This is a genomic window from Romboutsia sp., assembly GCF_051659545.1.
Taxonomy (GTDB): Bacteria; Bacillota; Clostridia; order Peptostreptococcales; family Peptostreptococcaceae; genus JBOFOR01.
In genome coordinates this window covers 24,916-40,319 of sequence record NZ_JBOFOR010000239.1, presented here as the reverse complement: position 1 = coordinate 40,319, position 15,404 = coordinate 24,916, and the positions used below count along the sequence as shown (strand labels likewise).

At 28.5% G+C, this 15,404-nt stretch carries 14 protein-coding genes and 1 other annotated feature; of the genes, 3 read left to right on the top strand and 11 right to left on the bottom strand.

Annotated features, from left to right (window positions below):
• Window positions 1-22 precede the first annotated feature (22 nt).
• The 3 genes from pgmB to uvsE all read right to left on the bottom strand — a co-directional run bounded on the left by pgmB (window position 23) and on the right by uvsE (window position 2,830).
• Window positions 23-682, bottom strand: coding sequence for a beta-phosphoglucomutase (gene pgmB, locus ACRC03_RS13630; protein ID WP_438653130.1), 660 nt, complete (start codon window positions 680-682; stop codon window positions 23-25).
• Window positions 683-754: 72 nt separating this feature from the next.
• Entirely contained in the window at window positions 755-1,750 is a 996-nt protein-coding gene (locus ACRC03_RS13625; RefSeq protein WP_438653129.1) for a LacI family DNA-binding transcriptional regulator, read from the bottom strand.
• Window positions 1,751-1,870: 120 nt separating this feature from the next.
• Window positions 1,871-2,830, bottom strand: coding sequence for a UV DNA damage repair endonuclease UvsE (gene uvsE, locus ACRC03_RS13620; RefSeq protein WP_438653128.1), 960 nt, complete (start codon window positions 2,828-2,830; stop codon window positions 1,871-1,873).
• Between the two features lie 181 nt (window positions 2,831-3,011).
• Here uvsE and ACRC03_RS13615 point away from each other — a divergent pair, with 181 nt between their 5' ends.
• Window positions 3,012-4,580, top strand: a complete 1,569-nt coding sequence (locus ACRC03_RS13615; protein ID WP_438653127.1) for an oligosaccharide flippase family protein — start codon at window positions 3,012-3,014, stop codon at window positions 4,578-4,580.
• A gap of 60 nt (window positions 4,581-4,640) precedes the next feature.
• On the opposite strand, the gene ACRC03_RS13610 is transcribed toward ACRC03_RS13615, so the two are convergent.
• The 6 genes from ACRC03_RS13610 to asnS all read right to left on the bottom strand — a co-directional run bounded on the left by ACRC03_RS13610 (window position 4,641) and on the right by asnS (window position 11,808).
• Complete coding sequence (locus tag ACRC03_RS13610; RefSeq protein WP_438653126.1) at window positions 4,641-5,492, bottom strand: alpha/beta hydrolase; 852 nt, start codon at window positions 5,490-5,492, stop codon at window positions 4,641-4,643.
• Between the two features lie 165 nt (window positions 5,493-5,657).
• Window positions 5,658-6,920, bottom strand: a complete 1,263-nt coding sequence (locus ACRC03_RS13605) for a cytosine deaminase (protein ID WP_438653125.1) — start codon at window positions 6,918-6,920, stop codon at window positions 5,658-5,660.
• Between the two features lie 37 nt (window positions 6,921-6,957).
• On the bottom strand, window positions 6,958-8,229 hold the full coding sequence (gene codB / locus ACRC03_RS13600) for a cytosine permease (RefSeq protein WP_438653124.1): 1,272 nt from the start codon (window positions 8,227-8,229) through the stop codon (window positions 6,958-6,960).
• 251 nt (window positions 8,230-8,480) lie between these two features.
• Window positions 8,481-8,921: a zinc ribbon domain-containing protein gene (locus tag ACRC03_RS13595; RefSeq protein WP_438653123.1), complete on the bottom strand. Its 441-nt coding sequence runs from the start codon at window positions 8,919-8,921 to the stop codon at window positions 8,481-8,483.
• 22 nt (window positions 8,922-8,943) lie between these two features.
• A complete protein-coding gene (locus ACRC03_RS13590) occupies window positions 8,944-10,269 on the bottom strand; it encodes a hypothetical protein (RefSeq protein WP_438653122.1) in 1,326 nt (441 codons plus the stop codon).
• 138 nt (window positions 10,270-10,407) lie between these two features.
• Window positions 10,408-11,808 (bottom strand): asparagine--tRNA ligase, encoded by a 1,401-nt coding sequence (gene asnS, locus ACRC03_RS13585; protein ID WP_438653121.1) that lies wholly within the window; start codon window positions 11,806-11,808, stop codon window positions 10,408-10,410.
• A 144-nt stretch (window positions 11,809-11,952) separates the two neighbouring features.
• Window positions 11,953-12,190 (bottom strand) — a binding site (T-box leader).
• A gap of 133 nt (window positions 12,191-12,323) precedes the next feature.
• On the opposite strand from asnS, the gene ACRC03_RS13580 reads away from it, so the two are divergent.
• Both ACRC03_RS13580 and ACRC03_RS13575 read left to right on the top strand, forming a co-directional pair.
• A complete protein-coding gene (locus tag ACRC03_RS13580) occupies window positions 12,324-12,737 on the top strand; it encodes a hypothetical protein (protein WP_438653120.1) in 414 nt (137 codons plus the stop codon).
• Window positions 12,738-12,791: 54 nt separating this feature from the next.
• Window positions 12,792-13,418 (top strand): DUF4397 domain-containing protein, encoded by a 627-nt coding sequence (locus tag ACRC03_RS13575; RefSeq protein WP_438653119.1) that lies wholly within the window; start codon window positions 12,792-12,794, stop codon window positions 13,416-13,418.
• 45 nt (window positions 13,419-13,463) lie between these two features.
• Here ACRC03_RS13575 and ACRC03_RS13570 read toward each other — a convergent pair whose 3' ends face one another.
• The gene (locus tag ACRC03_RS13570; protein ID WP_438653118.1) at window positions 13,464-13,658 is read right to left on the bottom strand and encodes a CDIF630_02480 family spore surface protein; all 195 of its coding nucleotides are present in this window, start codon (window positions 13,656-13,658) and stop codon (window positions 13,464-13,466) included.
• 87 nt (window positions 13,659-13,745) lie between these two features.
• Complete coding sequence (gene cspC, locus ACRC03_RS13565) at window positions 13,746-15,401, bottom strand: bile acid germinant receptor pseudoprotease CspC (protein ID WP_438653117.1); 1,656 nt, start codon at window positions 15,399-15,401, stop codon at window positions 13,746-13,748.
• Between the last annotated feature and the right edge of the window lie 3 nt (window positions 15,402-15,404).

Genomic DNA, 15,404 nt, shown 5'->3' with positions numbered 1-15,404 from the left:
AAATCCCCCTGATTTAATTATTTTATATCTTAAATTTATCAACTAACTCCTTAAAATCTAATTTATCTGTGCAATCTACTATAAACTTAGCTTCGTATAATATATTCTTTTCTCCAACTCCAACAGAATACATATTTGACAGATTTATTGCCTCTATTCCTGCACTAGCATCTTCTATTCCTATACAATTTAAAGGGTTTACATTTAACCCCTCTGCTGCCATAAGAAATATATCTGGTGCTGGTTTACTGTTTTTGCATATAGCTGCGTCTGCTATAAAATCAAAATAATCTATAAGTTCTAAGTTTTTTAAAACCATCACAGCATTTTTGCTTGCTGATGCTAATCCTATTTTTATATTATTATTTCTAATCTCATTTAATAAATTTTCTATACCTGGTAATACATCTTTAGGTGTTATATTTTCTATTAAAGATACATAGTAATTATTTTTTTCAATAGCCATCTTTTCTTTTTCTTCATCAGTAAAATAATTTTCTTTATTTCCAAATTTTAATATTCTTTCTAAAGATTCCATTCTGCTTATTCCTTTTAATGTTTCATTAAAATCTTCATCTATCTCTATTCCAATTTTTGCCCCTAGCTCTTTCCATGCTAAATAATGAAAATGAGCTGTATCAGTTATTACCCCATCTAAATCAAATATAAATGCTTGAATCATATCCACTCTCCCCCATAGCAAACGCTTGCATTTTTTGTTTACCTAAATATAGCTGTATTTAGGTATTATTATTTAGAAAGATTCTCTTTCTATAAATTGAGTTTCTACTATATAATGTCTATTTTTTTCATTACCTTCTAGGTTTTCTATTAATAATTTTGTTGCTTGATATCCTAATTTATCTGCATTTATATCTACAGATGCTAAAGGTGGTTTTTGGTATTCTGCCAATTGAGTATTGTTAAACCCTACCAAAGATATATTTCTTACTTTTTTTTCTTTTAATCCTTTAATAACTCCAAAAGCTATAAGATCATCTGTTGTAACTATTGCTGATAATTCATTATTTTTTAATAATTGATTACATGCAACTTGTCCTTCATTTTCCTTAAACTCATTTATATGTGCCACTATATTTTCATCATAAGGTATTTGATTCATTTCTAAGGCTTTTTTATATCCTTTAAATCTATCCTTTGACATATTAAGATTTTCAATTGCACCTACAAATCCTATCTTTTTATGTCCTTTTTGTATTAATTTGTTTACTACTTTGTACATAGCTTGGAAGTTGTTGTTGTCTACCCATAAGACTTCATTCGCATGCTCTGGTCTACCTACGACAACAAATGGAAAACCAATTTTTTTTAAATATTTAATATTTTGGTCCTGATCCCTTACCCTTAGAAGTATAATTCCATCTACTAAATTGCTACTTGTAAGCTCTTTTATATTATCAATTTCACTATCTTGGTGTTTACTGAAAGCATAAGTTATATAATAATTTTTACTTTGAGCATACAGGCTCATTCCTTTCATTGCATTTATAAAAAAAGGATTTGCTAAAAGTTCATCTGCTTCATTTGGTAATACTACACCTAATATTCTAGTCTTATTATTTGCTAAACTTCTAGCTATCGCATTCGGCTTATAATTTAGTTTTTTTATTGCTTCGTGAACTCTTTCTTTAGTCTCTTCACTTATTCTTGGGTTATCAGACAGTACCCTTGATACTGTAGATGTAGCAACATTGGCCTCTCTAGCCACATCTTTAATTGTAATTCTCATCGCTTCCTCCTAAATAACAAGCTTCTTGTTTTAATAGAGCAATCGTTTGCACTTATTTATATTTTTATTGTATCACAGCATATTTATCCATTCAATTACTTTTCGTTTTTTTTTTGTATTTTATATTTCTATAGTACTTTGATCTATATATTTAATATCGCTATTTATACTTTTGAGGTCTTTCATTAATTTTTTTAATGCTAAATCTTTTTGCTTTGCTTCTATCATTACATCAAAATCTGTATTTATACTTTCTTTTGCTAGATTTATAAATTTTAAGAATCTATTAGGATCTATATAATCTGAGTGTTTTCTATCATTTTCAAACTCTCTAGGGCTAGAAAAATGTATCTTAGGTACTAGCTTTTCATCCTTCCAAGTTAAAAATACTTTTTCTAATAAGTCTCCTATATCTTCTCCTGTATTATTACAATCGTGATGATGAACGTCTAATACCATTGGTAATTTAGTTTTTCTACATATCTTTATTACATCTTCAGTTGTAAATGTTTTATCATCATTTTCTAAAATTAGTCTTTCACTAATTCTCTTAGGGAATTTTTCAAGGTTTTTTACAAATCTATTTATTCCTTCTTCTTTGCCTCCTTTAGCACCACCTATGTGTATTACCATTTTGCCTTCAGGGTAGTTCATTGCTTCAAATAAGTCTACCTGCATATTTAAAGTTTTTATAGTATTTTCTACTACACTTTCTTTATCGCTATTTATTACATTAAATTGATCAGGATGTGTATCAACACGCATATTGCTACCTTTTATTATTTTTCCTATATATTCAAAATCTTTTTTAAAATATTTCATATAGTCCCACATAACATCTGGATGAGTTGCAAGTGGTATAAAATTTGATGTCATTCTATAAAAATGTATGTTGTTCTTTATATTGTATATTAGTATTTGTTCAAGAGCTTCTATATTTGAATAAGTTACTTCTTTTAATTTGTTTAATCTTTCTTTTTCTGAGCCTATTTTTAAGTATCTTGCATAAGTTAGTGTACTTGAAGATGTTGTTTTTTCTAAACTTAAAGCTATCGCTACATATCCTAATCTTATTTTCATTTAATTTTCTCCTTATATATTTAAATATATAATTAGTTTTTCTTTTATTAAGGCATTCTATGTGCAATGAATTATAAGTGTTGATATTTTTCTATTTAAAATAATATTTAGTCCAACCTTCTCATATACATTAAAATAATATATTTTCAACTAAACATTTTAATTTATAGGAGAAACTAATATGAAAAGAAAAAAACTAATAATAAACGCTTTGATTTTGACCTGTACGACTATGATTCTAGGTTTTATTAGTACGTCTTTTAGAGTTTATCTCTCTAATAAAATTGGTCCTGAGGGAATGGGATTATTCCAATTGATTATGAGCATAAATATTATGACTTGTACTCTTGCTATTTCAGGAATAAGAGTAACTACTACTAGACTTATAGCTGAAGAATTAGGTAAAGGAAATAAAAATAAAATTAAAAACATAATGAAAAAGGCCTTTGCTTATAGTTTATTTTTTAGTATCTTGGCTTGTTTGCTTTTATATAATAGTGCTGAATTCATTAGTACTTTTTGGATAGATGACACTCGAGCTATACTTCCTCTAAAAATTTTATCTTGTAGCTTGCCTTTTGTAAGTTTAGGAGCCTGTATTCACGGTTATTTTTATGGAATGAGAAAGGTTATAAAAAGTATTTCTTCTGATGTAATAGAAGTGTCTACTATGATGATAATAATATCTTCTTTTATGAGTATTTGTTTGCCTAAAGGGCTTAACTTTACTTGTATATTAATTGCTGTAGGTATGTCTGTTTCAGTTGTAGTCTCGACAATTTATTCATACTTTCTTTATATATTTGAAAAAAAATCTTTTTATAGATGCGATAATCCTCAATCTAAATGTAAACTAACTGAGATTACAAGTATTGCTATACCAATTGCTTGGAGCGCGTATATACAAACCGGTTTAAGAACAATAGAAGATTTACTAATTCCTGAAGCCCTTAGAAAATATGGTTCTTCTACCTCTGCCTCACTTTCTGCTTTTGGTATGATAAAAGGTATGGTTTTACCTATCTTATCTTTTCCATCTATATTTTTAGCTTCATTTTCTACACTTATAATACCTGAAATAGCTGAATCTAGTGCTTTAAATCAAAAGAGGCGAATTAATTATATTTTAGCTAAAGTTTTTAAATTCACTTTATTTATAGCAGTATTTGCTTCTGGAGTATTTATAATTTATTCAAATGAACTAGGAGTAGCTCTTTATAATGATCCTGAGGTTGGAGTAATGATGAGAATACTGGCGCCACTAATACCATTTATGTATTTGGATAGAATTGTTGACGGGAGCTTAAATGCTCTAAATCAGCAAATGAGTACTTTAAGATATAATTTCATTGATATGGGAGTTAGAATACTACTTATCTGTTTTCTAATACCTCAAAGAGGAATAGAAGGATTTATTTGTGTTTTATTTGTAGGAACAATTTTAAATGCATCTTTAAGTATCAACAGGTTATTAAAAGTAACTAAGCTTAATTTTCGTTTGTTTGATTGGCTGATTAAGCCCATTATATGCATAGCTGTATCTTGCTTTTTAGTTAAATATTCTTTCACTTTTGTAGGATTAAGTTCTTTACTTGTAATTCAATTGCTTATAGTTATGGCTACTTATTTATTTTTACTACTAATATCAAAGTCTATAAAAAAAGAAGATATAATGTGGTTTGTAGACGCATTTAGAAAAGATATAAAAGTAGTTGAATGGAATGATTTAGGAATATATAAATATTTCTAAATCATTAAAATATAATAAATACAAAAAAGATGATTATATTCTAACCATCTTTTTTGTATTCTAGTTACTTAAGTTTTTTAAGAATTTGACTATATTTCTAGATGTTATATCTAATTGATTTTGTTGACTTATAATTGCATCATGGTCACCCTTTTGCTTACCATAGTCTCCAAATTGTGCGTGATTTCCACCTTCGATTTCAACATAAGTAGTATCAAATGGTAATTTAGCTTTAGATTCTATAAGGTTAGTAAAGTTTAGTACTCCATCTTTGCTTCCCCATATAGATATTGTTTTTTTTCCTAATGCTTTTAATTCATCTCCCATAGGATAAGATGCTAATAATACTACACCATCTATTTTTGTATTTTCAATTGCAAATTTAGATGCTGATACACCACCTAAAGAATGACCCCCAATAGCCCAAGTTTGGATATTAGGATATTTTTCTATAACTTCTTCTGCTTTATTAGGAGAAATCATAGCAAAATTTAAGGGCATTTCTACAAGTACAACTTGATATCCGCTTTCTGCGATTTCTTTAGCTAAAGGTGCATAAGCTTTCACATCCACTTTAGCCCCTGGGTAAAGTATTAATCCCTTTGTAGGTTTAGCCTTTGTAGGTGTAAACGTTATAAACTCCCCTATATTTACCTCTACTCTATTATCGCTAACTAAAGAGCTCGTAGCTAAATCTAATGGTTTATAAGCACTACTCACCCAACTGATAAGTGTTATTGCTGAAATTAATAATATTCCTACTGCACCTATTAAAATATTTCTTTTGAAATTTGATTTTTTTTCCTTTGTTTGTTCTTCGATTTTATCTTCAAATATAGGTTTTTGAAGTTCCATAGTTATGCTAAAAGTATTATCTAAGTTTCTGTCATCGTCATCTATGTTTCTGCTCATATAATCCCTCCATATTTCAAAATACTATTATAGTTTATCACATATAAATTTATATTTCATCCTAATAAAATTACAATTTATAAATAATTTTACTTTTTACTATATAAATTAAAAACCATATATTTATATATATATGGTTTTTAGTAAATTTATTTTAAGCCTTATTTACTTCTTAAAATCTATATTTTCTTTATATCCTAAGTTAACATAAGTTTCACTTAAAGTTGTATTTGCTATTATCTTACCTTCTCTTATTGAATAGTAAACAGGAACTTGTCTTCTAACTGCATCATATCCATTTTCAGCAGGTAATATTATTAAATTTCCTGGTTTACCAATCTCTATTCCGTACTTGTCTTGTATTTGTAAAGTCCTTGCACTATTATTAGTTATTAAATCAATAGAATCGTTTATTTGGCTATATCCCATCATTTGACATACATGTAATCCCATATGAAGTACTTGTAGCATGTTTCCTGTTCCTAATGGATACCATGGATCAAATATATCATCATGACCAAAGCAAACATTTATATTTGATTCTACCATTTCTTTTACTCTAGTTATACCTCTTCTTTTTGGATAAGTATCAAACCTTCCTTGAAGATGTATATTTACAAGTGGGTTAGCTACAAAGTTAATTCCACTCATTTTTAGTAATCTAAATAATTTATATGCGTATGCTCCATTATATGAATGCATTGCTGTTGTATGACTTGCTGTTACTTTTTCTCCCATATTATTTTCATAGGCTTTTGCTGCAAGTACTTCTATAAATCTAGATTGTTCATCATCTATTTCATCACAATGTACATCTATTAATACATCGTATTTTTTAGCAAGTTCAAATATCTTTTCTATAGATTCTACTCCATATTCTCTAGTAAATTCAAAGTGAGGTATAGCACCTATAACATCAGCACCTAACTTTATAGCCTCTTCTAATAGTCCTAATCCATTAGGGTATGATAATATTCCTTCTTGTGGAAATGCAACTATTTGAATAGTTACATACTCTTTTAATTCCTCTCTTAATTCAACCATTGCACGAACTGCTGTTAATGTTGAATCCGTAACATCAACATGAGTTCTTATAAATTGAATACCATTGGCTACTTGCCATGATATAGCTTTTCTCGCTCTCGTTTTTACATCCTCTATACTTAAAAATTCTTTTCTCTCTGACCAACGCTCTATTCCTTCAAATAAAGTCCCACTTTCATTCCATTTTGGTTCACCAGCAGTCAATGTTGTATCTAAGTGAACATGTGGTTCTATAAATGGTGGTACTACTAAAAATCCTCTTGCGTCTATAGTTTCAACACTTTCTATTTCTATATTTGCTTCAATTTTTGTTATTATCCCATTTTCTATTAATATGTCTACTAAGTTGTCATTATTTCTTAATTGTGCATTTTTGATTAACATATGTTCCTCCTAAGATACCTTATAAACTGCTGTTTAATTAAGCAGCCCTATTTGTTTTTTCTTTATTAAGGTCTTTATTTAATATTTTTTTATTTAATTTAGACATTGTTACGTAAGTCACTATAGCTACTAATACTGAATTTATAGGAGTTATACCTGGTAATATAAATGATGCTACAACTCCAGCACCCCAAGCAACTATTGCATTTATATTTATATTTTCAAATTTAGTATATTCTAAGCTAGTATATACTCTCTTATTTACTATAAAATAGTCTGCTATTATTATAGCTCCTGTTGCTGGTATAAATGAATTTAATAAGTTTAACCATCCCATAAAGTTATTGTATAAGAACATTGCAAGCAATGTACCTACTATTCCATTCATTATAACCATCTTACTTTTTGGTTGTTTAGTTATATTTGCAAATCCTAAACCTGAACCATATAAAGCATTATCATTAGTTGTCCAAATATTTAATCCTAATATCACTATTGCTGGTATAATTAATCCTTGCATAAACATTACTTCTGCTATGTCTGCTTGTCCTGTAACCATAGATCCTACTGCTCCAAATAACAACATAAGAGAGTTACCTACCAAAAATGCTATTATCGTAGTGCTTACAGCAGTCTTTTTGCTATTTGAGAATCTTGTAAAGTCTGGCGTTAATGTCCCTCCGCTTATAAATGTACCTACACATAGTGAAAGTGCTGCACTCATAGTCATTGTTCCTGTTGGCTCTATGCTAAGTAAACCTGCAAATCCTCCAACTGAACCTATAGCCTTAGATACTGATATTCCTCCAAGTACCGCTATTGATGGTACTGCTATCATACTTAGTATTGTTAATGATTTCATTCCAAAGAATGCTGTTGCTGTCATTAATAATCCTGATACTAACACTAATATTCCTACATCTATTCCTGTTGCCTTTGAAACTGGTATTGCAAACATTGCAACCCCTACTCCAAACCAACCAACTTGTGTTGCTGAAACTAAGAATGATACCAGATATGATCCTTTTTCTCCAAATGAATATCTAGCAAGTAAATGAGTTGATAGGCCTGTATCTCCTGCTATATATGCTAATAAACCTGTATATACACAAAGGATTAAATTTCCTAAAAATACTGCAGTTAAAAATTTATTCATACTTAAGCTAGTTCCTAAAGTTCCTCCAGCTAGCATACTAGCTGAGAAGAATGTAAATCCTAACATAACAACTAGCATTGATATAAATCCTTTCCTTGCACTGCTTGGTATTGCCTCTAGTGAATAATCGTGATCTTGATGTTTTTTACTCATAATAATGTCTCTCCTCTATTATAAGTACCTGTTTAACGAAAAAACCTCTTGCTTAGCAAGAGGTTTTCATAAAAGATTTATATTATAATATTTTACGATTTGTACTATTATCATAAATATCTTCTATATTTATTCCGAAAACCTTGCCAGCTTCTCTGAACTGGATTAAAGGTACTATTTATTTGTTATTAAAATAGTAACACATTTGTCGATTTTTGTAAATAATTATATATATTTATTTTAATTATTATTTATACTTTATTTCCACAACAAATACAATAATTAGAGTCTAAATCTATCTCATATTCACAATGTTTACACACTATAAAATCCTCTAATTTTTCTTCAGTAGATATCTTGTTTCCACATTCAGAACAAAATTTATCATCAGTATTAATTATATTACCACATTCACATGTTAATTTGCGTTCTTCTTCTAAATCTAATTTATTTGCATAAATAATTTTATCCAATTCTAGTATTTCTTTACAAATATTATCAAAATCTTTATCATTTATTCTATTTTCTCTAATTTTTCTATATGTTAACATGCCCATTTCTAACAATAAACTAGTTTTTTCAGTTTGAGCTTCTTCTACTTTACTTGTTTCTACTGTATTTTTTAAATTTAATTTTTCTTCAATTGATTTATTCTTAAGGTTAAAGATTACACTTTTTAAATTTTCTTTCATTAATTCAATCTCCTTTTTTGATTTATTTTTCAGTTCCATTTAATTTATAACCTACTAAAGATATTAAAAAGCTATATATAAAACATCTTATTATTGTAGCAATCAAAGGAAAACCCATGTTTATAGAGGCTTGCAAACTTTCACTTCCAAATAAAGAAATATTTCCAGCTATCATAATATTAGTTAAAATAGATAAAGTTCCCATAAATAATGCATAAGATATACTAAAAATAATTACTGGCTTATTATCGTTTTCTTTATAATTTTCTTTTAGCTTATATCCTATAATTAAAATTACTAATAAAGAGGCTGCTATCATTGAGAAAAATATAAGTTTAGTTTCTATAAATAATCCACTGCCTAGTATATTAAATGGTGATAAAACATTAGTTCCTATTGTTATTGGTATAAAATTAGCAAAAGCCCACATATACACTGCTAATTGAGTAACTATAGTTGCCATACTAAACTTATCTGAATAACCATATAATCCAATTTCACTTAAGTAACTTCTATCTGAAATTGTAACTATAACAAGAATTATTAGTATAAATATACATCCTAATACTATAGTTTTCATTACTTTATCAATTGCACTTAAATATATATTTCCTTGCTTATATTTATTCTTAAATCCAATAAGGTATGTACAGCTAGTTGCTATAACACATCCATTGAAAAAAGTACTTAGCATATTATAACTTAATTTAATCGATATTCCATATTCAATTAAATTTCTAAAATTAGAACCTACAGATGCAAATAAACTTATAAACACCATCAGAGTACCATATGTAATGCCTACCACTACTATATTTGATATTGTTTGATTGGTACTTTTTTTTCTAAGAAATATTAGATTCGCTAGAGAAATAGCTATAATAGGAAATACTGCTAATACAAGAATACCTAGCTTTGCACTTATTATTCCAGAACCTAACATAGTTGAAGACTGTATGTTAACTGAACTTAAATTTAAAGTCATCATTATTTGTAAAGGATTTATTATACTTCCTAATTCTCCAAATCCGATACTTACAATAATCTTTATAATTAATGCCATTATGAATAATATTCCAACCGCTGCTACTCCTGTAATTATTCCATCTTTCCCCGCAAATTTTATTGTTTTATCTTTTGTTTCTTTATTTATTTCATCATTATTATTGCCACAAAATTTGCAATAGCTACTATATTCATCACTTTCTAAATTACAATTTGAACAAATTTTATTTTGTGAGGTTTTCAAACGTAATCTATTCTTATCTATTTTTGTTAAATCTTTTCCATCTTGTTTCGAGTAATTACTATATTTTTCAATTTTATTACTAGAATCTTTATTATCCATTATATCCTCCAAGTTTTGTATTTCCACAATATACTAAGTTATTGCATAATCTTTGTCAAGCGAATATTGCAGTATCCTTTTAGCAAAAAAGGCAGCTTATTTAAGCTACCTTTTCAATATCAATTATATTTTTATTTATTAGAATTCTGAATTCTTTGGAGTTCTTGGGAATGGTATTACATCTCTTATGTTAGACATACCAGTCATGTACATTATTATTCTTTCAAATCCAAGACCAAACCCTGAGTGAGTAACTGTTCCGAACTTTCTAAGTTCTAAGTACCACCAGTAATCTTCCTTGTTTAGTCCCATTTCTTCTATTCTTTCTAATAACTTTTCTTCTCTCTCTTCTCTTTGAGATCCTCCAACTATTTCTCCAACTCCAGGAACTAATAAATCCATTGCTCTAACAGTCTTTCCATCTTCATTCATTCTCATGTAGAATGCTTTTATGTCTTTTGGATAATCTGTTACAAATACTGGTGCTTTGAATATTTGCTCTGTTAAGTATCTCTCATGCTCTGTTTGAAGGTCACATCCCCACTCAACTGGATATTCAAACTCATGTCCTGATTCTATTAATAATTCTACTGCTTTAGTATATGGTAATCTAGTAAATTCAGAGTTTACTACATTGTCTAATCTTTCTAATAATCCTTTATCTACAAAGCTATTGAAGAATTGCATTTCCTCTGGAGCATTTTCTAACACGTAGTTTATTACGTATTTTATCATATCTTCAGCTAATTCCATATTATCTTCTAAATCAGCAAAACATATTTCAGGCTCTATCATCCAGAACTCAGAAGCATGTCTACCTGTGTTAGAGTTTTCTGCTCTGAATGTTGGTCCAAATGTATAAACATTTCTAAATGCAAGCGCCATTATTTCAGCATTTAACTGACCACTAACTGTTAAGTTAGCTTCTTTTCCGAAGAAGTCATTAGTATAATCTATTTTTCCATCTTCTGTTGTAGGTATGTTGTTTAAGTCCATAGTAGTTATTCTGAACATTTCTCCTGCACCTTCACAGTCACTTCCTGTTATGATTGGAGAATGTGCATATACAAAGTTTCTTTCTTGGAAAAATTGGTGTATAGCAAATGCAGCTAAACTTCTTACTCTAAATACAGCTGAGAAAGTGTTACTTCTTGGTCTTAAGTGAGCTATTGTTCTTAAGTACTCAAGAGTATGTCTTTTCTTTTGTAAAGGATATGTACTATCAGATTCTCCTTCTATAACTATATTTGTTGCTTGTATTTCAACTGGTTGTTTAGCACCTTCTGTTGAAACTAATTCACCTTCTACTAATATAGATGAACTTATTGGTAATTTAGCTATTTCTTTAAAGTTCTCTAGCTTATCTTCTGATAATACCACTTGCATATTTTGGAAGAAACTCCCGTCATTTAATTCTATAAAACCAAAGTTTTTAGATGCTCTAGATGTTCTTATCCATCCAGCTACTTTCACAGTTTTACCAACGTATTCTTCTTTACTTCTATATAATTCTTTTACAGTTAAAAATTCCTTTTGCATTTTTTTCCTCCTTGAATATTTTAATTAATCTCTTAATTCCCTATTTTGTTATTTTTTCTAATATATAGTAAATATATTCATTCATAATCATTGAATATATTTTACTTTTATTTTGAACAATAAAAAAAGCCCTTCATCCCTGTGTAAAGGGACGAAAGACTACTATGCTCTCGCGGTACCACCCTAATTGTCAACTATGACCTCTTAGTTTAAGCATTGCTTAAAGGCTTGTAACGGTGCCTGCCGTCTAAATCTACTCTCTATACAGATTTCGGTTAGAAACTCGGAGATGTTCTTCAATATAAACTTTGTATTAGGCTTACACCACCCCTAACTCGCTAGAACTACATTTTATATTTACTCTTCTCTTCATTGTCTTTATTTTATATATTAGTTTTTGCTTTATATATCATTTTAATTATTTAACAAAATTATACCAACTTATAAAATTTAAGTCAATATTTTTGTTTAGAAATACTTCATTCTACTAATACTAGTGGGTAGGAGGTGTTTTTGTGAAATACATATTAGCTTTTCTTATAATACTTTCTTTCCTCGGTCCAGTAGTTGATAAGAATAAGCCTACATCAAGCATCATAAGAGATGGTATTTACAATTATATAACTTGTTTAGATAGCTCTGCAGATTATTTGGCAAATAAAGTACCTATGGTTACTAAATTATCTAACCTCTCTTATGAAAAAACTTACAATAAAGTTATGGAGAATAGAATATTAGAAAAACATTTAGTTGCATCTGGTGAAACTCTAGATGATATTATTAAAAATTATAATACTAATATAGGTGATCTTGAAGATTTCAGAAAAATTATATATAAGGAGAATCCTGACTTGGTTTCAGCTGATTATCAAATTAGATCTGGAGAATATGTACTTATCCCTAGTGAAAAATTAATATCAAAAAAGTAACTATTTAATATATATATTATTAAGGATATTAATATTTTTTAGGGGGGATTTATTTTGAAAGATTCTAACTCTTATTCTTTAGTTAGGTTTTTGCATGGAACACCTAGACAAGGTGCTGTAGATATATATTTAAATGGAAGTTTGTTTTTTAATAGAGTGCTTTTTACTCAATTTACTCCTTATATTTATGTACCAGAAGGAGTTTATGAAGTAACAGTATTCCCTACAATGAAGAAAGATAATCCTTTAATAAGGCAAAGTATTGAAATTATTGCTAATGATAGTACTTTTTCAACTCTTGCTTTAACAGGATATAGTGAAGATTTTGAATTACTTTTAATTCCAGAAGGTTCTAATAGAAATATAGGTCAAGATTCAGAAATTAGGGTAGTTCATCTCTCTCCTAATCTTCCTGAAATAAATATGATTTTTAATAATGAAACTTTATTTTCTAATGTTGATTTTAGAGAAGTCACTGATTATATAAATATACAACCTGATTTCTACAAAGTTGAAATAGAATTATCTCAAAACAAAAGGCAGTTAAGAATTAATCCTATAAGAATACGCCCTCATAGAGTTTACACTCTATACATTTTAGGCAATTTTGCAAGTTTACAAATATTTCAATCTTTAGATGGTGCTACCTTTATAAATCCTGTTGTAAGAGATTATAATTAAAGAAAAACAGTATGCTAAATTAAAAGCATACTGTTTTTTCTTTAATTATAATCTACTTCCATTGTCAACCCACTCTTTAGCTTCATTAACGCTTTCCATAGAAGGTATACTTACCTTACTTTCAGCTTGTAATTTATCAATATCTGCCCAAGCTGCATTTTGTTCGTTGTTAGTTGGTCTATATTTTTTTAATCTTTTGTTATTTTCACCAGTTAAAGCTTTATCTTTATTGCTTTGCAAAGTTATCACCTCTAATTAAATATTTTTATTAGTTTTAACTTTTACATTTATTAAAATTCATAATTTTCAATTTAATTTTTAGTAAATTTATAAATTATTAGCAATTTCTTCTATAGTGTTTTGTAAGTTCAATATTCCGTATCCTTGAGAAATGTTTGGATACGTATAAATTGGTTTTTTAGTTGCTCCTAACATTAGGTAGGTTTTTAATACTTCCGTAAATAATGATGTTTTAGGTAAACTACTTTCTAATAATAAATATTCAACTAATAGTGCTGATATACCACTGACTATAGAACTACTTACACCACTACCCGTTCCTGTATTATAAATCCCACCTATATAAGTACTTATAATATCTACTCCTGGTGCTACTATATCTGGTTTTATCCCTCCACCTATTATCGATCCTTTTGATGACCCTAACCACATACTATTGGTCTTATCATTATATACTCCTACAGTAATTATATTATTCCCTCCTCCAAGCATGGTAGTAGTCGATACAGAATCTGGATCTAAAAATCTAGTTTCTTTTGAAATTAAATTTTTATTAGGCAGATATACATCATACTCTCCACTTACTATATACTCTGGCATTAATCTCAATGTCCATATACCAGGTTTTATGTCTTTCAATTTAATTTCTATCTTTTCTGACCCAGATGCTATCCAAGGGTATATATACCTCATAGAGTAAAAAGTATTTTCTAAATTAAATTTGCCCTTATGTACAAAATATTCTGGTGAATACTTAATTGTATAACTTACCTCTCCAGCTGGTGATATAAGCATTGCATTTATTTTATCCGGGCCAATTGCATTAAGTACTATATCAATATTTTCTTGTTCACCAACTTGAATTATTATATCTTGAAATTCATTTAAGTTGGTGAACTTGCCATGATAATGAACATCAGTATTTCCTTCATTTCCTACTCCACTTACCATAATTACTCCAGCTGATCTTAAGACATTGAATACTTCAAAAATATTTGCACTTGATATAGCACTTGACATTGCTCCAACTGTCAAATTTATTATTATTGGTTTTTTTTCTTTCTGGGATATATCCGTTACATATTTTATTGCTGCTAAAAAATCAGACATGGTATAGTTTATTTTTCCTTTTTTATATGTCCCTTCATATGCTCTTAATTTTACTACTACTAGTTCACACTCTGTTGCTACACCTCTATATAATGGATTTACTCTTCCATTACCTCCTACTATACCAGCAGCTAAGGTACCTGTTCCAACTTTATCTACACTTAGAGTTGAGTCATTTTCTTTTATCGCTTTATTTAAATCTTCATTTTTAAATTCACTTCCAAAAATAAACCCATCTGGAGGAGTAAATTTATTATTTTCCTGATCCCATAAACTTTTTATTCTACTTTTATTATTTTCATCTATAAAATCCGGATGTAAATAGTCAATTCCAGAATCCATTATTGCAACAATTACACCCTTACCACTTATATTAGTATACGGATTTTTGTATATATAATCTGTACCGGAAGCAATAATTGCACTTTCTCCATTTTCTAAATTATTAGTTATCTCAATTAAAGAACTGAGAGGAGTTGATTCATTCCACCAAGCAATTTCATCTATTTTACTTAGTATAGCTTCATCAAAATCATCTTCAACATATATTACAACAAGTTGGTCATTTAGTACCATAAAATTATCTATGTTATTTTTTTTCAATGCATTCTCTATATCTCCTTGATAAATCATATA